This window comes from Microcoleus sp. N9_A1 (assembly GCF_036701795.1).
In the GTDB taxonomy this organism is placed as follows: Bacteria; Cyanobacteriota; Cyanobacteriia; order Cyanobacteriales; family Microcoleaceae; genus Microcoleus.
Map to the genome: position 1 here is coordinate 1,793 of NZ_JAUBRI010000059.1, position 17,423 is coordinate 19,215.

The 17,423-nt window shown below is 46.1% G+C and carries 20 protein-coding genes; 7 read left to right on the forward strand and 13 right to left on the reverse strand.

Annotated features, from left to right (window positions below):
* On the forward strand, positions 1–447 hold a 447-nt coding region (locus QUA58_RS23170), incomplete at its 5' end, for a WD40 repeat domain-containing protein (RefSeq protein WP_445301897.1).
* A 300-nt stretch (positions 448–747) separates the two neighbouring features.
* Here QUA58_RS23170 and QUA58_RS23175 read toward each other — a convergent pair.
* The 4 genes from QUA58_RS23175 to QUA58_RS23190 are packed head-to-tail and all read right to left on the reverse strand — an operon-like array spanning position 748 to position 1,624.
* Positions 748–891, reverse strand: a complete 144-nt coding sequence (locus tag QUA58_RS23175; protein ID WP_333247968.1) for a hypothetical protein — start codon at positions 889–891, stop codon at positions 748–750.
* Between the two features lie 9 nt (positions 892–900).
* Positions 901–1,203, reverse strand: coding sequence for a hypothetical protein (locus QUA58_RS23180; RefSeq protein ID WP_333247970.1), 303 nt, complete (start codon positions 1,201–1,203; stop codon positions 901–903).
* Positions 1,158–1,346: a hypothetical protein gene (locus QUA58_RS23185; protein ID WP_333247972.1), complete on the reverse strand. Its 189-nt coding sequence runs from the start codon at positions 1,344–1,346 to the stop codon at positions 1,158–1,160. The genes QUA58_RS23180 and QUA58_RS23185 overlap by 46 nt, the downstream gene beginning before the upstream one ends.
* Positions 1,347–1,348: 2 nt before the next feature.
* Entirely contained in the window at positions 1,349–1,624 is a 276-nt protein-coding gene (locus tag QUA58_RS23190; protein WP_106146644.1) for a hypothetical protein, read from the reverse strand.
* Between the two features lie 202 nt (positions 1,625–1,826).
* Between QUA58_RS23190 and QUA58_RS23195 the strand changes: the two genes are divergently transcribed.
* The gene (locus tag QUA58_RS23195; protein WP_333396207.1) at positions 1,827–2,534 is read left to right on the forward strand and encodes a RibD family protein; all 708 of its coding nucleotides are present in this window, start codon (positions 1,827–1,829) and stop codon (positions 2,532–2,534) included.
* Positions 2,535–2,757: 223 nt separating this feature from the next.
* Positions 2,758–3,954, forward strand: a complete 1,197-nt coding sequence (locus QUA58_RS23200; RefSeq protein ID WP_333396208.1) for a GNAT family N-acetyltransferase — start codon at positions 2,758–2,760, stop codon at positions 3,952–3,954.
* A 354-nt stretch (positions 3,955–4,308) separates the two neighbouring features.
* On the opposite strand, the gene QUA58_RS23205 is transcribed toward QUA58_RS23200, so the two are convergent.
* Together QUA58_RS23205 and QUA58_RS23210 are read right to left on the reverse strand one after the other, a co-directional pair.
* Positions 4,309–4,875 (reverse strand): hypothetical protein, encoded by a 567-nt coding sequence (locus QUA58_RS23205; RefSeq protein WP_333247979.1) that lies wholly within the window; start codon positions 4,873–4,875, stop codon positions 4,309–4,311.
* A 181-nt stretch (positions 4,876–5,056) separates the two neighbouring features.
* On the reverse strand, positions 5,057–6,421 hold the full coding sequence (locus tag QUA58_RS23210; protein ID WP_333247981.1) for an ATP-binding protein: 1,365 nt from the start codon (positions 6,419–6,421) through the stop codon (positions 5,057–5,059).
* A gap of 206 nt (positions 6,422–6,627) precedes the next feature.
* On the opposite strand from QUA58_RS23210, the gene QUA58_RS23215 reads away from it, so the two are divergent.
* The 3 genes from QUA58_RS23215 to ftsH4 all read left to right on the forward strand — a co-directional run bounded on the left by QUA58_RS23215 (position 6,628) and on the right by ftsH4 (position 10,279).
* Positions 6,628–7,473, forward strand: a complete 846-nt coding sequence (locus QUA58_RS23215; RefSeq protein ID WP_333396209.1) for a M48 family metalloprotease — start codon at positions 6,628–6,630, stop codon at positions 7,471–7,473.
* A 112-nt stretch (positions 7,474–7,585) separates the two neighbouring features.
* Positions 7,586–8,059 (forward strand): tryptophan-rich sensory protein, encoded by a 474-nt coding sequence (locus tag QUA58_RS23220; protein WP_333396241.1) that lies wholly within the window; start codon positions 7,586–7,588, stop codon positions 8,057–8,059.
* 348 nt (positions 8,060–8,407) lie between these two features.
* The gene (gene ftsH4 / locus QUA58_RS23225) at positions 8,408–10,279 is read left to right on the forward strand and encodes an ATP-dependent zinc metalloprotease FtsH4 (RefSeq protein WP_333396210.1); all 1,872 of its coding nucleotides are present in this window, start codon (positions 8,408–8,410) and stop codon (positions 10,277–10,279) included.
* A gap of 80 nt (positions 10,280–10,359) precedes the next feature.
* On the opposite strand, the gene QUA58_RS23230 is transcribed toward ftsH4, so the two are convergent.
* The 3 genes from QUA58_RS23230 to QUA58_RS23240 form a co-directional block, all read right to left on the reverse strand.
* Positions 10,360–10,623, reverse strand: coding sequence for a DUF2442 domain-containing protein (locus tag QUA58_RS23230; protein ID WP_333247987.1), 264 nt, complete (start codon positions 10,621–10,623; stop codon positions 10,360–10,362).
* Positions 10,586–10,840: a DUF4160 domain-containing protein gene (locus QUA58_RS23235; protein ID WP_333247989.1), complete on the reverse strand. Its 255-nt coding sequence runs from the start codon at positions 10,838–10,840 to the stop codon at positions 10,586–10,588. The genes QUA58_RS23230 and QUA58_RS23235 overlap by 38 nt, the downstream gene beginning before the upstream one ends.
* A gap of 82 nt (positions 10,841–10,922) precedes the next feature.
* Positions 10,923–12,302 carry an NB-ARC domain-containing protein gene (locus tag QUA58_RS23240; RefSeq protein ID WP_333396212.1) on the reverse strand — a complete coding sequence of 460 codons (1,380 nt, stop codon included), beginning with the start codon at positions 12,300–12,302 and terminating at the stop codon, positions 10,923–10,925.
* Between the two features lie 316 nt (positions 12,303–12,618).
* Here QUA58_RS23240 and QUA58_RS23245 point away from each other — a divergent pair, with 316 nt between their 5' ends.
* Positions 12,619–13,155, forward strand: a complete 537-nt coding sequence (locus tag QUA58_RS23245) for a hypothetical protein (protein ID WP_333396213.1) — start codon at positions 12,619–12,621, stop codon at positions 13,153–13,155.
* A gap of 300 nt (positions 13,156–13,455) precedes the next feature.
* Here QUA58_RS23245 and QUA58_RS23250 read toward each other — a convergent pair whose 3' ends face one another.
* The 4 genes from QUA58_RS23250 to QUA58_RS23265 all read right to left on the reverse strand — a co-directional run bounded on the left by QUA58_RS23250 (position 13,456) and on the right by QUA58_RS23265 (position 17,035).
* The gene (locus QUA58_RS23250) at positions 13,456–13,776 is read right to left on the reverse strand and encodes a PIN domain-containing protein (RefSeq protein WP_333396215.1); all 321 of its coding nucleotides are present in this window, start codon (positions 13,774–13,776) and stop codon (positions 13,456–13,458) included.
* Positions 13,773–14,003, reverse strand: a complete 231-nt coding sequence (locus tag QUA58_RS23255; RefSeq protein WP_194066709.1) for a type II toxin-antitoxin system Phd/YefM family antitoxin — start codon at positions 14,001–14,003, stop codon at positions 13,773–13,775. Before QUA58_RS23255 ends, QUA58_RS23250 begins: the two co-directional genes overlap by 4 nt.
* 237 nt (positions 14,004–14,240) lie before the next feature.
* Positions 14,241–15,137: a M48 family metalloprotease gene (locus tag QUA58_RS23260; RefSeq protein ID WP_333396216.1), complete on the reverse strand. Its 897-nt coding sequence runs from the start codon at positions 15,135–15,137 to the stop codon at positions 14,241–14,243.
* Between the two features lie 305 nt (positions 15,138–15,442).
* Entirely contained in the window at positions 15,443–17,035 is a 1,593-nt protein-coding gene (locus tag QUA58_RS23265; protein WP_333396217.1) for a B12-binding domain-containing radical SAM protein, read from the reverse strand.
* Positions 17,036–17,423 lie beyond the last annotated feature (388 nt).

Genomic DNA, 17,423 nt, shown 5'->3' on the forward strand with positions numbered 1-17,423 from the left:
TCTACTTCCTTGGATAATACCCTGAAAATTTGGGACACCGAAACAGGCCGGGAACTGAAAACTCTCACGGGTCATAGAGGCGCGGTATTTGCAGTGGCGATCGCACCCGACGGAAAAACAGCGATTTCTACTTCCTTGGATAATACCCTGAAAATTTGGGACACCGAAACAGGCCGGGAACTGAAAACTCTCACGGGTCATAGTAATAGGGTAAATGCAGTCACGATCGCACCCAACGGCCTGATAGCGATTTCGGCTTCAATGGATAACACCCTAAAAGTCTGGGATATACTTAGTGGCAATGAGGTTGCTAGTTTCAGCGGAGATGGTGCGTTTATGTGTTGTGCGATCGCCCCTGATGGAGTGACAGTTGTAGCGGGCGATCGATCGGGCCGGGTGCATTTCCTGCGATTGGAGGGAGTTAAACAGTTGACAGTTGACAGTTGACAGTTGACAGTTGACAGTTGACAGCGAGGTTTTTGCCCGCATCTGTGGGTTGTAGGGAAGTATTTCGGAAAAAACCCGGTTTTTGTGGATGGGCGATCGGGTTTTTTGTGGATGGGCGATCGCATTTGATTTGTTAGTCCGTTAGTTAGTCCGCGCCAAGGGCTAGTTGGTTCGTCGCCGACAAGTCCAACCGGGGTTGAAACCCCTGTCTCATAGCGAAAGTCCTCTGAAGAGGACTGAAGAGTTAGTTGATGTGTATTGGTTTTAGGTGAATTTTCAGTCGGTTTCAACCGACTTTAGCTATGAGACGGGGGTTTCAACCCCCGGCGGACTGTGCCACAAAGCAGACAAATTTTCGGTCGGTTTCAGGGCGATCGGGTTTTTGGATTGATGGGCGATCGGGTTTTTGTGGGTGGGCGATCGAATTTTTAGAAGTGCGATCAACTTTTATGATTAAGAGATAGTATTTGGATCGATTGGCACAATTCCTTCGCTAGCGTAGCGAGTAAAATCCTTAACATTTAGCGTCAAAATGTGTAATACACCGTTTGCTTTCATAATAGCCACAAGACGAGCATCATGTACTTGAACCCCCGAAACTCTGTAGGTAACAACCAACCTGCGCCATTCGGAGTAAGTTAAATGCGAGTCGGGAAACAAAGGAAAAAGACGCTCGATCCGGCGTAACTTGAGCTCGGCATCAGCAGGAGTCAACCCAAAGCCATTTTCTCGATCGGGCGAGTAACAACGTTCCAAAATTCAACGCAGTTTTGTGAGGCTACTTGCAGTTTATATCCATCCTGTCGCAATTTTTTTACAGCATTGCGGATTACAGGATATAAAGGATGAGAGCGATCGGAAAACCGCAGCAGAATATTCGTATCTACAAGGCATAACATTGCTAAGGATGCTCCTCGTAGATACCTTCACGACTTATGGCAAAATCTGATAGCACTGGCACATTATTTCCCAGACTTTGAATAAAATCATCAGCCAATTCATCTAAAAGTATCTCAAAATCGCGATCGCTGATTTCTGCATCAGAATCACTTACCTTTGATGACTGACCAGGCGCTGATTGCCAAGTTAGGAAATCAACAAAATTAAGAACTACTTCTAGCTGCGGTTTGCCTAAATAACGCAGCTTATCTACAATGCTTTCAATTACAGCTTCCATACATTTATAGTTGAGCTTTAATTGTGATTTATTTCAGGCAATCATAGCAAAAATATCAAATTTTGTCAAATTTGCCAAACTGCGAGAGGATGGGAAGGGCGATGGCTTACGCCCCGCTACGCTACGACATTTTGGGGTAGGGAAACGGCACTGCCGTGTCCTCTTTTTCCGTTATGATGTTGTGCGAAAGTTCCATAAATTAATGATAGATAAGATCGATCGACCTTACACAACAGTAATACTCGCGATCAGTGCCGATGGTAAGATTGCAGATAAAGTGCGATCGCCCGCCAGATTCGGTTCTGCCAACGACAAAGCCCACCTCGAACAACAAGTAGCAGCAAACGATGCCGTTTTGTTCGGCAACGGCACTTTACAAGCTTATGGAACGACGATGCGAGTGATTTCGCCGGAATTGCTCAAACAGCGGGAACTCGCAGGAAAGCCCCCACAACCCGTGCAAATTGTGTGTTCGCGATCGCGCCAATTTGACCCAAACTTGCGATTTTTCCAGCAACTGGTGCCGCGATGGCTGCTGACTGGGCAAGATGCGGACACGGCAATGCCGTTTCCCTACCCGATGAAAGACTGTAAGTTCGATCGCACTATCCATGCTAAAACCACGGATAGAGAGATTGATTGGATTGATGCGTTTCAACAGCTAGCCAGCTTCGGTATCAAACGCTTGGCGATTCTGGGCGGGGGGAAACTGGTAGCGTCTGTGCTCGCTACGGGTTTGGTTGATGAACTTTGGCTGACGGTGTGCCCGTTAATTTTAGGCGGGGCGGATGCGCCAACTCCCGTTGAGGGAAAGGGTTTTTTGGCGAATTTGGCTCCGAAATTGCAGCTTTTGGCGGTTAAACAGGTGGGACAAGAGGTGTTTTTGCATTATAGAGTTGGGGCGGGCTAGAAGCCCATCCCACATCTTGTGTGGCACAGGCATCTTGCCTGTGGCGGGCTAGAAGCCCATCCCACATCTTGTGTGGCACAGGCATCTTGCCTGTGGCGAGCTAGAAGCCCACCCCACAAGAGTTTTGTGGCACAGGCATCTTGCCTGTGGCCAATAATTACACAAGCAGGAGAGATTGTATTAACTTAAATAAAGTTCGATCGCTCTACGCTCAAATCTCCCTATGCTGAAACAGCCAAAACCTGAATATTCTGTAGCCTGGATTAGCAAAATAGGCGAAATCCCCCAATCCTCCTGGGATGCCTTAGCGATGCCCCTAAAAACTCCTTTTATGGAATGGGATTGGCTGAATAATCTCGAAATCTCCGGTAGCGCGACAGGTAAAAACGGTTGGCTACCACATCACTTGACAGTCTGGCGAGACAAACAGTTGATTGCTTGCGCGCCGCTTTATGTCAAAAGCCACAGCTACGGCGAATTTGTGTTCGATAATCAGTGGGCGGATTTAGCTCAGCGTTTGGGTGTACAATATTATCCGAAGTTGATGGGAATGACGCCGTTTACTCCGGCTGAAGGCTATCGGTTTTTGATTGCTGATGGGGAAGATGAAGATGAGTTAACTAGCATAATGGTAAGTGCGATCGACCATTTTTGCGATCGCCATAATATCTCCGGTTGCAATTTCCTGTATGTCGATCCAGCATGGCGCGAAAGAATGGAACGCCACGGTTTCAGCACTTGGATGCACCATAGCTATATTTGGCAAAATCAAGGCTATCAAAATTTTGACGGTTATTTAAGCGCTTTTAATGCTAACCAGCGCCGCAATATCAAACGCGAACGCAAAGCAGTCGATCAAGCTGGTTTGTTGATAAAAACGCTGACGGGCGATGAAATTCCCCAAGCCATGTTTGCTCAAATGTATGCTTTTTATGAGAATACTTGCGACAAATTTGGTTGGTGGGGCAGCAAGTATCTGACTAAGCGATTTTTTGAACAGTTGCACCACAATTATCGCGATCGCGTTTTGTTTGTCGCCGCCTACGATAAGGAAGATGACAGACAGCCTGTGGGTATGTCTTTTTGTTTGTATAAGGGCGATCGACTTTACGGGCGTTATTGGGGCAGTTTGCAGGAAATTGACTGCTTACACTTCGATGCTTGTTATTATACCCCGATCGAATGGGCGATCGATCGGGGCATCCAAACCTTCGATCCCGGCGCGGGCGGGCGGCACAAAAAACGGCGCGGCTTTCCAGCTACGCCAAATTATAGTTTGCACCGATTTTATAACAACCGTCTGGCGCAAATTCTCAAGTCTTATATCGGTCAAATCAACGAAAGAGAACAGGAAGAAATTGATGCAGTCAACGAGGATTTACCTTTTACAAAGTTACCTCCGTTGTTACTCGGCGATTGACGGTTGACTGGGAATTTGGAATTAGAAATTGGGAATTAGTAACAGCCCATCAGTGTCAACATAATACTAAAACCCTGTGTATATCTCGTTTGTATCGAAGTTTCGATCCCCTTAAATCCCCCTTAAGAAGGGGGACTTTGAATGCTCTTCGCCGTCTATTAATAGGAGTTAGAAAGGACGTAAGAATACTCTTTTCCTCCCCTTATTAAGGGGGGGTTAGGGGGGATCGAAACTCAACTATAAACGATATTTATTATGGATTTTAGTCTTAAGTTGACACGAATGGTAACAGTCAACAGTCAACAGTCAACCGTCAACCGTCAACAGTCAACCGTCAACCGTGAACCAATTAACCTAATTCAAAATTACCTTGCCATCTTCCTGAATTTCCAACGATTTTGTATCGGTGCCCAACTCAGTCGTCGCGCCGAAACTGACTTGCAACATTCCCGGCATCGCGGTTGCTTGGGGGCGAACCAGCAGCAATCCGCCGTCTGGGCGCTGATAAGTGAGGGTGATTGGCACTTTGAGGGTTTGAAGCAAAATTTCCGATTGTTCGCCCAGAGTGCGCTGCGGGGTGACGCCTACGATTTGATAATTGATGACAGCATTGGTGGTATTCACCAGTTTAATTACTATCATGCCTTCAGCAGGCGTAACTCGCGCACTGGGCATTGGGAAGCGGGGAGGCGCGTCTGTGGGTGTAGAGGGCATCTCACTGGGGCCCGGACTCGCAGCCGGAGTTGGTTGGCTGACGGGTTCTTCAGTTGTTGCGGGAGTTTCTGCGGGCTGGGAAACGGGTTTTCCTTGTTGGGGCGGGGGGCCGCCGGCTTGGGAAAGTGTTGCGAGACTAACGAGTAAACCTCCGCAGGTGGCGGCTAGCAAGCTGATTTTTTTTAACGGTAGATTGTGGCGAAACATAAATAACTCCTCACAAGTTCGATCGAGGTTTTCCAACAACGTTTATGTTAATCTATGGCGGAAATGAATTTTAATCGCTGGGTTTGGGCGCGAGGTAGGAAGAATAAGGGTTTGAGGGGTAGATTTTTTTTAACCGCAGAGGGCGCAGAGGGCGCAGAGGAAGAGAGGAAGAGGGGAAGTTTTAGAGGCGAGATGCTTCTGATTTGTGGGCGGGGAGGGTGACGGTAACGGCGGTACCTCGATCGACTTGGCTGTCAATGCGGATTTGGCCGCGGTGATTTTCGACAATTGCTTTGGCGATGGCTAATCCTAAACCGGAACCGGCGGCGCTGCGGTGGGTGCGGGCGGGATCTGCGCGGTAGAATCGATCGAATAAATGCGGCAGGGCTTCTGCGGAAATTCCGATGCCGGTGTCTGTTACTTTTATTTGCAGTGCTGGATTTAACATCGCCGAATTTCTTTTGTTTTTAGCTGCAAGCTGCAATTCTACTTGAATTTGACCGCCAGAGGGCGTGTACTGCACGGCGTTGCTGACGAGATTGGTAAAAAGTCGGGCTAGTTGATCCCAGTCGCCTAACAGTGTAAAGTTGTCCTCAGCGTTGGGCAGATCGACAATTTCCAAAGAAAGAGAGAGATTTTGGGTAGTGGCGATCGCCTGTTGTTCTTCAATTACCTCCATCAGCAAAGCATCAAGAGGAACCTCAATCCACTGCTGCTGCAGGATACCGCTGTCTTGTCTGGCTAAAAACAGCAAATCGTCAACCAACCGCCCCAAACGGCGCGTCAGGCGTTCGATTACCTGTAGCTGTTGGTGTTGCTGCGGTTCGATATCCGGTTCCGCCAAAGCTACTTGTACGTTAGTTTGAATAGTGGCGATCGGATTTCTGAGTTCGTGGGAAGCATCAGCGGTAAACTGTTTGAGACGCCCATAAGACTCCCGTATCGGCGCCATCGCCAATCCTGACAGCAACCAGCCAATAGCCGCCACGCCAATTAAAGTTAAACCAGTCCCCAAAATCAAATCAAAAATTAATTGGCGGATCGGTTTTGTCACTTCAAACCAAGGATGGCTGACTCGCAAATATCCCAAAACCTGGCGGCCGATTTCCACTCGCTGCGTGACTTGTCTGAGGGAATAGTTTTGCTCTGAGTGCAACTTATTATTAATTATCCAAACTGTTTCGCCAGTACGGTTAGCGTGAATGGGAATATTCAGTGGTTCCGATAAAGTAGACCACAGCAATTCACCCGTAGGACTGAACCATTCTAAATCAATGTGGTCGTCTTCTACGGCATCGGTGCTATCTCGAAAACTCGCTTGAATATTAACTTGCAATTTAATTTTATCTGTGGTATTAGGAAAAGTTAGCGGTTCGATAACCAGAGTTCGCTCTATTACTTCGACAACGTGATGGAGGGTGTCGTCAATGCGATCGATCAAAGTATTGCGGACGTAGAAATAGAAACCCGTGGCGAATACAAGTAACAACACGGCGGTAACGGCTGTGTACCAAATAGCAAGGCGGCGGCGGGTAGCTTGAAACATATTGCGAAAAAATCAGGAATCACCAATAGAATATTAAATAAAATCTGAAGTAATATCGCCGGCTCATATCTTGAGATTCATCTGCGTTCATCAGCGTATATCTGCCTTAATCAGCGGTTCCTCTTTCCATTATTAATACTTCAGACAGATGTGGAGGTAGCTGTCACCATAGTATTCTAAGCGCGAAACTTTTTAGGTAAAAGCCTGTGAATAAATTTTTATTTCGAGCCGCGATCGGGCTATTAATGGCATTTTTTGGGGCAATCACCTATTTTACAAACGACGTACAAAATCCGGTAACAGGAGAGAGACAGCGGGTGCAGCTTTCTCCCCGCCAAGAGATAGTTTTGGGATTGCAGGCGCGAGATCAAATGGCCTCCAAGTACGGGGGGCTTTATCCCAGCCAAAGTATTCAGCAGTATGTCGATCGAGTCGGCGAACGAGTTGTCAACGGTTCGGCCGCGAAACAAGCGGGTTATCCGTTTGAATTCCACCTGCTGCGAGACGCCGAAACTGTCAATGCTTTTGCTTTACCGGGGGGACAAGTTTTCATTACTGCGGGGCTGCTGCGACGGCTGAATTCGGAGGCTCAGTTGGCCGCTGTACTTGGCCACGAGGCGGGTCACGTAGTGGGCCGGCACGGTGCGGAACATTTGGCAAAACAGCAGTTGGGCAGGTCTTTGGTAACGGCGGTTGGGGTGGCTACTAGCGACGGTAGCGGGGGCGGTCAGTCGGCTGCTGTAATTGCTCAAGCTGTTAATCAAGTTGTCGGTTTGCGGTACGGTAGATCCGACGAACTTGAAAGCGATCAGCTCGGTTTTCGGTTTATGACGGAAGCGGGTTACGATCCTCAAGGTATTGTGGAAGTAATGGAGATTCTCGGTTCTGCTAGGAAGGGCGGGGGATCGCCGGAGTTTTTGAGCTCTCACCCGAACCCTGGAAATCGAGTTGAAAAGTTGCAAGCTTTAATCGCGCAAAATTACCCTAACGGCGTTCCACCTAATTTGGTGTCGGGACGCGAAGAGTTTGCTAAGAATGTGTCAGGCGGTTAGCAATAATTGCATCTGGCTTTACAAAAGTTATTACTAAAGGCGGATCTAAGTTCGGCTTGGATTTGGCACGATCGACTTAATGAGCGATCGAGCAATTTGAATGTTGAGAACCATGATGGAATCTTGGATGATTATCGGCGGCGTGACTTTCTCAGTCGCCTTCGGCACTCTGTTTTTTAAACTGCGCGATATTAACTGGGTCGTCAAACTTCAAAGACCGGATTGGCTGTTTTTTGAGCCTGCTATTCCGTTAATTTGGACGGTAATTTTTGCTGGCGGGGTCGGCAGCGCTGCTGTCGTGTGGGAACAGGAGCCAGGGAGCCTTAAAACTTGGCTGTTGATGGCTTTGTACTTGCTTTTAGAAATTGTCACAGTTGCTTATATTCCCGCTACTCTCAGAGCCAAAAGTCTGAAAGTAGGGACGATTTTGGGAGGGGTTGGCGAGATTTTGGGAGTTGTGCTGCTGTTGGCTGTTTTGCCGATTTCTCAAACCGCGGCTTTGTTACTTTTGCCTTACGTGATTTGGGGTGCGATCGGCACTTATATTACTTGGGAAATGATTAATTTAAATCCAGAAGCTGTATAATTATAGCGAACCGCGAAGACGCGAAAAATAACAGGCGAGACGCCTGTTTCACGAAGTAAGAAAAAAGCGAGAAATTTTTAAAACAATTCTGAAGTAATAACCATCGAGTAACTATTAACTAACCATTCACAACTATAATGCTCTTCTCTTCTTTTGTGGAAAAGGCGGGACGCCTGTTCTTGTTCACACCTTCGCGGTTCATTAAAAAAAGCATTTTTAATAGTAGCAAATCCTTGCAAGCTGGTTAACCCACCCAATCGAGTGAGGAAATCCGCTTGACAGTGCGTGCGTATTTGATGAGAAAATAGATGAATAAAATTGGTTAAAATTAAAGGATGACGGTTATCAATGGCAATTAAAGACCAGCCCCAACTACCTCGTTTTCGGCAAATTAGCAATATTTTGTTATTGCTATCAAGTTTGTTCCTGCTGGCAAATATCTTTTTGCCCAATTTGTTGGGGCCGCAAATTCCGCAAGTGCCTTACAGCTTGTTCGTCCATCAAGTCCAAGAACAAGATGTGGTGAGAGCTTCGGTGGGTCAAAATGAAATTCGCTACCAACTCAAAGGCGAAGGCGACAAACCCGGTCAAGTGCTGTCAACTACGCCGATTTTTGACCTGGATCTGCCTAAACTTTTGCAAGAAAAAGGCGTTGAATTTGCGGCAACTCCCCCTTCTAAAAATGGCTGGATCGGCAGTGTTTTGAGCTGGGTGGTTCCGCCGCTGATTTTTGTGGCAATTTTTCAATTTTTCATGAACCGGGGCGGTGGTGGGCCACAGGGTGCGCTGTCGATCGGCAAAAGCAAAGCTAAGGTCTACGTCGAAGGCGAATCTGCGAAGATTACTTTTGCTGACGTAGCCGGCGTAGAAGAGGCTAAAACTGAATTAGTCGAAGTTGTGGAATTCCTGAAAACTCCCGACAAATATACCGCAATTGGCGCGAGAATTCCGAAGGGTGTGCTGTTAGTCGGGCCTCCGGGAACTGGCAAAACTTTGTTAGCAAAAGCAGTGGCTGGTGAAGCGGGAGTGCCGTTTTTTAGCATCTCGGGTTCGGAGTTTGTGGAACTGTTTGTAGGTGTTGGTTCTGCCCGAGTTAGAGATTTATTCGAGCAGGCTAAGAAACAGGCTCCTTGTATTATTTTCATTGATGAATTGGACGCGATCGGCAAATCTCGTAGCAGTAACGCTAGCTTCGGGGGGAATGACGAACGCGAACAAACTCTCAATCAATTGTTAACTGAAATGGACGGTTTTGCGGCGGGCAATACTACGGTAATTGTTCTCGCTGCAACTAACCGCCCGGAAAGTTTGGATGCTGCTTTGTTACGCCCTGGCCGTTTCGATCGCCAAGTTTTGGTCGATCGCCCGGATTTATCTGGCCGCGAAGCAATTTTGAACATTCACTCTCAAACAGTGAAGTTGGGCCCGGATATTGATTTGAAGGCGATCGCCACTCGCACCCCCGGTTTTTCGGGCGCAGATTTGGCAAATTTGGTCAATGAAGCTGCCTTGCTAGCGGCGCGTAACAAGCGCCTCGCTGTGGCACAGGAAGACTTTTTAGAGGCATTTGAGCGCGTTGTGGCGGGCTTGGAAAAGAAGAGCCGGGTGCTCAATGAAAAAGAGAAAAAGATTGTGGCTTACCACGAAGTAGGGCACGCGATGGTTGGGGCTGTGATGACTGGCGGCGGCGAAGTGGCGAAAATCTCGATCGTGCCGCGCGGTATGGCTGCTTTGGGTTACACGTTGCAAGTACCGACAGAAGACCGTTTCTTGTTAGATGAGTCGGAGTTGCGCGGTCAAATTGCTACACTGCTTGGAGGGCGATCGGCTGAGGAAGTCGTGTTTGGTAGCATTACTACTGGCGCTTCCAACGACTTGCAAAGGGCGACTGATTTAGCTGAACGGATGGTGACAACTTACGGGATGAGTAAGGTTTTGGGGCCTCTAGCTTACGATCGATCTCAACAATCTTTCCTCGGCGATGGTATGGGAAATGCGCGCCGTGCGGTGAGTGCCCAAACTGCTGAGGCGATCGACCAAGAAGTCAAAGAAATTGTCGAAACTGCACACCAACAAGCCTTAGATATTCTCAAGGAAAATCGAGAATTGTTAGAAACAATTACGACACAACTGTTAGAAACAGAGGTAATTGAAGGTGAAAAACTTCACGATTTTCTCACTCAAGTCAAGCCTGTAGATAAGGTTTCGGCGGTTGTTTAAAATGGTTTAATTTAACCGCAGATGAACGCAGATGATTTATACTCATCTGCGTTTTTCGATATTTTTTAGCTAGTCAATTGTCAAGATGAAGTTTTCGGGGCAGGTGCTCCGCGCAACATTCCTTCTGTACTGAGATCTTCATCGATTTCTTCCCAGTGAATGCCATAGCCTCCTCCACATAATTCCCATTTTGCCCTTTGATCGGGAGTTGCATTAAACAATCTGGGATACCAAATTAAAGGGACGATAATGGTTCGTCCATCCATTAAATCAACACTAATTGTTTCTTCGGTAAAATGAATGTGCTTAACTCTCTCGTCCGCTCGAATCGCCAAAATACCCATACCAAGCCTCCAATAGTGTTTGTTGATTTTCTTGTACTACTGACTGTATTTTCCGAAGTTCTTTAGCGCTAAAACCAAGGTTGTTTGCTAAACTGATTGGCTCCAACCAAAATTTAACCGATGATTTGTCTCGGTCAATGTGAACATGAGGTGGTTCATTCGGTTCATGGCTGTAAAAGTAAAGTCGGTAAGGGCCTACTCGTAAAATAGTTGGCATAATTTCAGGTTATACAACATTTCTATGCGAATATCTGTAAGTTTTGTATTCTATGATAGCACAGGGCGATTTTATATTTTGGTTACAACCCTTTGATATACTGCCTCAATACAGGTGGGAGAGTGTAAAGACTTTCCTGTTTTTCTATAAAGCAGCGCCGTGATAAAGATTGGAGCGCGTTGAGTAAATCTGATGAGGATATTTGTCCTTTTTCTAGCAATTTTGCTAGGTTGACTGACTGGTTTTCCCTAGCCAACAAAGACATAACTTGTTTTTCTAGTTCGGAAGTGCGATCGAACTGCTGCTGTAAAACATCTTTTAAATCTGACGGCAACAATATGGTATCATCTATTAATAATTCTGTCACGCCGATTCCCAACTCTTCAATCAGATTCGCTACGCTTTTCAACCATAGGGGGTTGCCTTGGTAGCGGTGAATGAGTGCTTCACTGTTGTCGCTTTCTTCTAACCCATAATCTCTGAGTATTTCCCGTCCGGCTGCGATGTCTAAACCCTTGAGTTGTAATATACGAATAGAAGTATTTTGGTTTTTAACTTGAATTACTTCTCTGGGTTGTTCCCAACCGATTAGCAGAAAGCAACATGGATGGGATAATTTTTCTATCTGTTTGAATAAAGAGCGATATTCTTCGCATTCTGGTTTATACTTTCCTGCGAATTCGCCGCTACAAAAAAGGTTGTGAACGTCATCTAAGACTACTAAACAGCGATGTTTTTGCAAATATTTAATCAGCGGTAAGCGTTTCGGGTTTGTTGGGGATAAATCTTGTTTTTCTGAATGCGAGAAAAACTGTATTAGTTTATGTTCAAATTTATCTGGGGTGTAGGAGGGGTCGATGCTGCACCAAATGACGCATTCAAATTCATCTTTTATTTGCTGTACGAGTTGGACTGCTAGGGATGTTTTGCCGATGCCACTGATGCCGGTGAGCGCGATCAGGCGGCTGCGTTGTTGTAGAATCCAAGTGGTGAGGGTGTCGAGTTCGGGGGTGCGATCGAAGAAATCACCCAACTCTGGCATTTCGCTTAAATCTTGATGTAGATTTTTAGTTTGTTGTGGGTTAGTAGATGTTTCCTGATTTGGTGGGTGTGAATTTGGGATATTTGGCGGGTGTCTAGGTTCTCCACAGGTGTTAATGCTACCAACTCCGACATAATCTTGTACAACATTTGAAAATATGGAGACTTGCAATCTCTCCATTGCCGAGCGTAAATTTGATTTATGAATATCTTCCCCTAACTCTTCTGAAAGTATGCGCCATAATTCCGATCCTACTTCCCTAACACGACTTTCAGAAAAATCACAATCTTTAGCTATTTGCTTATATGTCTCATGTTGTAGAGTCCCTCGCAGTACCGTTTCTTGTAAATCGTCAAGGTGCTGACCTGTTTTGGCAAATACTATCTTATCAGCAAATTTTAACATTTCTTTAAGATTCATGGGCACAGGTATATGGGCGCACTTTGTGGATTATAGCTCACATTTCCCGGCTTTTTAATACATTTCCGTACATTTTCCCACAAAATTAGATTCAAGAGAGTAAAAGCTGGAGAAAATGTCGGCAAAATTGAACAGTTTTTCGCTGGACAAAGCTTGTATTTCTGAGGATGATGGGAGAAGGGTTAAACGATAAATTTAGGGATTGAACGCTTACCGTTTTATACCCTGTAATAGTTTGTTAGAAAGCAGTTACGGTCTAATTAATAGTTAGACCGCAGATTAACCAGTTTGGTGAAATTTTAGCTGGGAGGCAATTATGAAAATACTCATGAGAATTTTAATTTCTATCAGTGTCGTAGCTACAGTTTTAAGTTCGATTGAAGCAGCATATTCACAAATATCTGGATTACGAGGAAAATTTGATGGCACAAAAACTCAAGAAGCTCGGATTCGAGAAGTAGGATCTCTGGCTGTTGCAGTAGAAGTCAAGGATGGTAAAACCTGGCAACAATGGTATGCAACACGTCGGGGAGAAGCGAACTTCTCAAAAATACTTAGTTGTACGGTTGGTGAGTTCAATGGTGATAAAAAGTCCGATATTGCTTGTCTGTATGACTATGGAAACTTTGATGTTGGAATATGGGTATTTACCTCGGACGGGAAGAACTTTAACTCTAGCATCTGGTGGAGAAGCGGTAAGGGCAACTTGAACCCAAATTCTGTTGTTGGGGGGATTGAGTCCATCGATAATAATAATGACGGTCTGTCTGATCTGAAGATGCCCTACCTTTATCCCAATAATATCCGTAACGATATTGTTTTTTATTCGGATGGCAAGAAATTTTACCGCTAGAGCGAATATATCAGTATACACTAACCAAAGCAGTGCGATCGCCCTTTCTTGTAGGTTGGGTTGATACTCGTGTTACCCAACCTCTTTTTCCACTCACCATCTTATCCATTTCTAGCATAACAATGCGATGATTGCACGGAGGGCGATCGCCTAAAAAAATATAGAATATCCCCTCTCGGTGAGAGTCATTATACCCGAAAGTAAAGTTGTATGGGTTAATTACGCTATTGCCTAACTGAGTGTTTGTAGTGCCGAATTTCCTGTAAGGTTGGCATCAACTGTGGCTAATGTTAAGCCATACTAAATAGCTGTGGCACTAATGAATCGGTCTGCGGGGTCTTGATGAGGAAGTGCAATTTCGCGACTTAAAATTGCAATGGAGTGATTCATTTGGGCTTCACGAGTTTCCAAGGTTTTTAAAGCTAAATTAACCCATCTAACGGGATCTGGCTGTAAAGATATCCGTCCTTTTTCTGCAAGCATGAGTGTCTCCCAAATACTACTTGGACTCAGCCAAAGTTCGGTATTACGATCGCCTATCGCCATTTGAAGCGATCGCGATAGGCGCTGGTCGCCGAGTAAATACCACAGCCAAATGTGAGTATCGAGTAAAATTTTCATTCTAAAACTTCCCACGGTTCGGCGACAGGAGCAATTAAATCTCCTAATATTTCACCGCTTCCTTTCATCGCGCCAAAGCTGCGCCGTAGAGTTTCGGTAGTCGCAGGATAAATAATTACTAATGCTTTTCCTTCGTGGATGACGGTGAGAGGGGTTTTAGTACGTTCGACTTCTATCAATAGAGTCTGGACGGTTTGGGGTAATTCAGTCGTGGTAATTTGTGCCATTTGTTGACCGCTCACAATCTGATTCTATTTCTACTATGTATAAATAGTTATAGCATTTCGAGTTCTCATATGAGGTGCCGCTGGGCAAACAGGGCATCGGGCATCGGGCATAACTCACAACGCTTGATAACCGCTATACCGCTTTCCATCGCCCCAGAGTTACCATTACAAACATACAGAAACCCGGCTGCTTCAAACAACCGGGTTTCTAGATATTTTTGCTGCATTTTCAACTGCTCAAATTCCAGGCACGTAGGCCATAACTGGAGTACCTTGCTGCTGCTGCGCCAGCGTCAAAAGCCGCTGAATCCGTTCTTCGGTAGAGGGGTGAGTGCGGAAAAGTGACTGCAAACCTTTAGTCGAAAAAGGATTCACAATCAGCAGCGGCGACATCGCCGGATTCCCGTGCATCGGAATTTCTCGGCTCATTTTTTCCAATTTTTGCAGGGCGTTTGCTAAGCCGATCGGGTTATTGGTAATTTCCACCGCACCGCTGTCGGCTGCAAATTCCCTCGTCCGAGAAATCGCCAATTGAATTAGCGTTGCTGATAGCGGCGCTAAGATGATTAAAAACAGCAAACCAAAAGGATTCGGGCCTTGTCTGCTGTCCCGCGTCACCGGGCCGTAAAGCGCTCCAAATGTCAGAATTCGCCCGACAAATGTAATCGCGCCGGCGATCGTCCCTGCAACTGCTTGAGTCAGAGTGTCGCGGTTGCGGATGTGCGTCAGTTCGTGGGCTAATACCCCTTCCAATTCTTCGCGGGAAAGCAGTTTGATGATGCCTTCAGTAACTGCTATTGTCGCGTGTTCCGGGTCTCTTCCCGTGGCGAATGCGTTGGGAGATTGAGTCGGAACTACAAAGATTTTCGGCACGGGAATTTCGGCTTTGGCGCTCAGCGATGCTACAATATCGTAGATTTCGGGAGCTTCGCTGCGGGCGATCGGGCGAGCGCGGTAAGCCATCAAAGCTGCCGTATCGGAATAGTACCAAGAGCTAAAACTGGTGAAGGCGGCTAATGCTAAACCGATGTAAAGTCCTTGCTCGTTGCCGATTAAATAATAGCTTCCTAAAACTAGAAGGCCGCTCAGAAGCCCTAATAGAGCTGCTGTTCTGATGTGATTTGTTCCTTGCATGGCGGGTTGGGGCGATCGCGAATTTTGGTATTTTTGAGCTTGTTATTAGATTTTCATATTTTCGGGCGATCGCGCCTCTATCTGCCGAAATAACTGCTGCCGCCAATAGTAGTATTTCACTTTTTCTGTGAGAAACTGGGAATCCATCGGGAGGCTCTCTCAGGCTGCTCTCAAGAGGCGACACAGCCACAGCTTATGACATTTCCAGCCAGAACCTGGAAACGAGATTAAAAACAAAATAAACGCAGACAATCTTACATTCATCTGCGTTTGTCTGCGTTTATCTGCGGTTGAATTCTCCAACCCTAAACCGCTTGCACTTGCTTTTCCTCAACAGCAACAGGTTCTTGATATACAGTTTGAGACTCATTAGCCAAAAAGTCAGCCAATTGTTCTTCGATTTCATCCCGCACAATCTGGCGGTATTCCAGGAAATGCTCGTTGTGAGCACACACTGTTAAATAGTGATCCCAAACCGCAGGATTGCGTTTGATAATGCTGAACAAATGATGCCAGAATTTCCACCGAGTTGAACGCTTGACTCCTTGTCGCCAAACTACAGTTAGCAGTGCTCGCAAGTCTATCCAACTGGGGATTCTTGATGGTATATCTGCTGTAGGTGCACCTAACATCAAGAAGTGGCGGTAGGTGCGGTCTAAATATTTTTCAGCGTCGTAGACGTCAGAAAATGCTTGGACATATTCCCGCGCGATGTCTTCTAGCGGCCGCGTTGGAATGAAGTTCATCAAAGTTGTCTGGTTGAGGTTGCCAGATTTGTCGCGCAATCTGCCTTCTTTTGCTAGTCTGTGGGACAATGCAGTGTGCGGCAAAGCTTGCAGCATTCCAAAGGTTGTGCTCGGAATTGCTGCTGCTTCGGCGAAGTCTACAATGCGTTGGCCTGCGCCTGCTTTTTCGCCGTCGAATCCGATGATGAATCCGGCCATTACTCGCAAGCCGGATTTGGCAATTAGTTCAACTGATTCGATTAGGGAATTGCGGGTGTTTTGGAATTTTTTGGTCATTTGCAAGCTTTCTTCGTCGGGGGTTTCAATTCCTAGGAATACTGCATTGAAATGACATTTCACCATCATGTCCATCAATTCTTGGTCTTGGGCTAAGTCGATGGATGCTTCTGTGTTGAAGTTGAAGGGGAATTTGTGTTCTATTTGCCAGACTTCTAAGTCTTTTAGCAACAGTTTGACGTTGCGTTTGTTGCCGATAAAATTGTCGTCTACCATGAACACGCCGCGCCGCCAACCTAGGTTGTACAGACAGTCTAGTTCCGCGATCAATTGTTGGGGATCTTTGGTGCGGGGTTTGCGGCCGTAGAGGACGATGATGTCGCAAAATTCGCACTGGAAGGGACAGCCTCGCGAAAATTGAATTGACATCGAATCGTAGGCGTCTAATTCCAGCAAATCGAAGCGGGGAACTGGGGTTGTGGTAACATCGGGTTTTACGCCGTCCGATCGATACATTCCACTTTTTTCGCCCCGCAGTACCGCTTCGACGAACATCGGCAAGGTGATTTCGCCTTCGTCGAGAATCAGGTAATCTATGCCCGCTGCTTGAGGTTCTTCGGGTACGGAAGTCGGGTAAGGGCCGCCGCAAGCTACGGATTTACCGCGCCGTTTTGCTTCGCGGATGATGTCTAGCAAATCTTCTTTTTGGACAATCATGGCGGACAGAATAACGAGCTCTGCCCATTCCCATTCTGCTTCGGTGATTTGTCTGATGTTGCGATCGACTAACTTAAATTCCCATTCTTGGGGTAAAATAGCTGCTACTGTTACCAAACCCAGCGGTGGCAGCAGAACTTTACGATCAACTAATTCTAGGATTTTCTCGTAAGACCAAAATGTTTTCGGGAACAGGGGATAAACTAGGAGAACTCGCATATTATGTTAAACCTCACATCAGTAAACAACTTGCGATCGGGCTGGCGTGTTTGAGAGTTCGATCGATTCTCAAGACTTAATGTTAATGCTAAAATTACGATCTTGCACTCGATCGACTATCTGGCGAGGGGTGACACCCCCTAAGACAAATAGAATGAGCGCAATTTTTAGCTGGCAGTTCCCTGTTAAAGTTTGCAAATGCTGATATCTTATCGTATTTGACCGTTAATTAACGGTAATCGCTTAAAAAGTGTAGGAATCAGGCAAAAAAGAATTTGAAACAGTAGAGTTGAATAGGATAAATAATTAGGGACGATGCTCAAAGCCCATCCCACAATCTTTCTTGTGGGATGGGCTTTGAGCATCGTCCGATTATTGGTGCGGAGTG

What these genes read in the sequence shown, in the direction of transcription:
- QUA58_RS23250 (WP_333396215.1), bottom strand. Translation starts at nt 13,776, where the DNA reads ATGAAAATTTTACTCGATACTCACATTTGGCTGTGGTATTTACTCGGC.
- QUA58_RS23205 (WP_333247979.1), bottom strand. Translation starts at nt 4,875, where the DNA reads ATGTTTCGCCACAATCTACCGTTAAAAAAAATCAGCTTGCTAGCCGCC.
- QUA58_RS23195 (WP_333396207.1), top strand. Translation starts at nt 1,827, where the DNA reads ATGATAGATAAGATCGATCGACCTTACACAACAGTAATACTCGCGATC.
- QUA58_RS23210 (WP_333247981.1), bottom strand. Translation starts at nt 6,421, where the DNA reads ATGTTTCAAGCTACCCGCCGCCGCCTTGCTATTTGGTACACAGCCGTT.
- QUA58_RS23200 (WP_333396208.1), top strand. Translation starts at nt 2,758, where the DNA reads ATGCTGAAACAGCCAAAACCTGAATATTCTGTAGCCTGGATTAGCAAA.
- QUA58_RS23255 (WP_194066709.1), bottom strand. Translation starts at nt 14,003, where the DNA reads ATGGCACAAATTACCACGACTGAATTACCCCAAACCGTCCAGACTCTA.
- QUA58_RS23245 (WP_333396213.1), top strand. Translation starts at nt 12,619, where the DNA reads ATGAAAATACTCATGAGAATTTTAATTTCTATCAGTGTCGTAGCTACA.
- QUA58_RS23260 (WP_333396216.1), bottom strand. Translation starts at nt 15,137, where the DNA reads ATGCAAGGAACAAATCACATCAGAACAGCAGCTCTATTAGGGCTTCTG.
- QUA58_RS23240 (WP_333396212.1), bottom strand. Translation starts at nt 12,302, where the DNA reads ATGAATCTTAAAGAAATGTTAAAATTTGCTGATAAGATAGTATTTGCC.
- QUA58_RS23220 (WP_333396241.1), top strand. Translation starts at nt 7,586, where the DNA reads ATGATGGAATCTTGGATGATTATCGGCGGCGTGACTTTCTCAGTCGCC.
- QUA58_RS23190 (WP_106146644.1), bottom strand. Translation starts at nt 1,624, where the DNA reads ATGGAAGCTGTAATTGAAAGCATTGTAGATAAGCTGCGTTATTTAGGC.
- QUA58_RS23235 (WP_333247989.1), bottom strand. Translation starts at nt 10,840, where the DNA reads ATGCCAACTATTTTACGAGTAGGCCCTTACCGACTTTACTTTTACAGC.
- QUA58_RS23265 (WP_333396217.1), bottom strand. Translation starts at nt 17,035, where the DNA reads ATGCGAGTTCTCCTAGTTTATCCCCTGTTCCCGAAAACATTTTGGTCT.
- QUA58_RS23185 (WP_333247972.1), bottom strand. Translation starts at nt 1,346, where the DNA reads ATGTTATGCCTTGTAGATACGAATATTCTGCTGCGGTTTTCCGATCGC.
- ftsH4 (WP_333396210.1), top strand. Translation starts at nt 8,408, where the DNA reads ATGGCAATTAAAGACCAGCCCCAACTACCTCGTTTTCGGCAAATTAGC.
- QUA58_RS23230 (WP_333247987.1), bottom strand. Translation starts at nt 10,623, where the DNA reads ATGGGTATTTTGGCGATTCGAGCGGACGAGAGAGTTAAGCACATTCAT.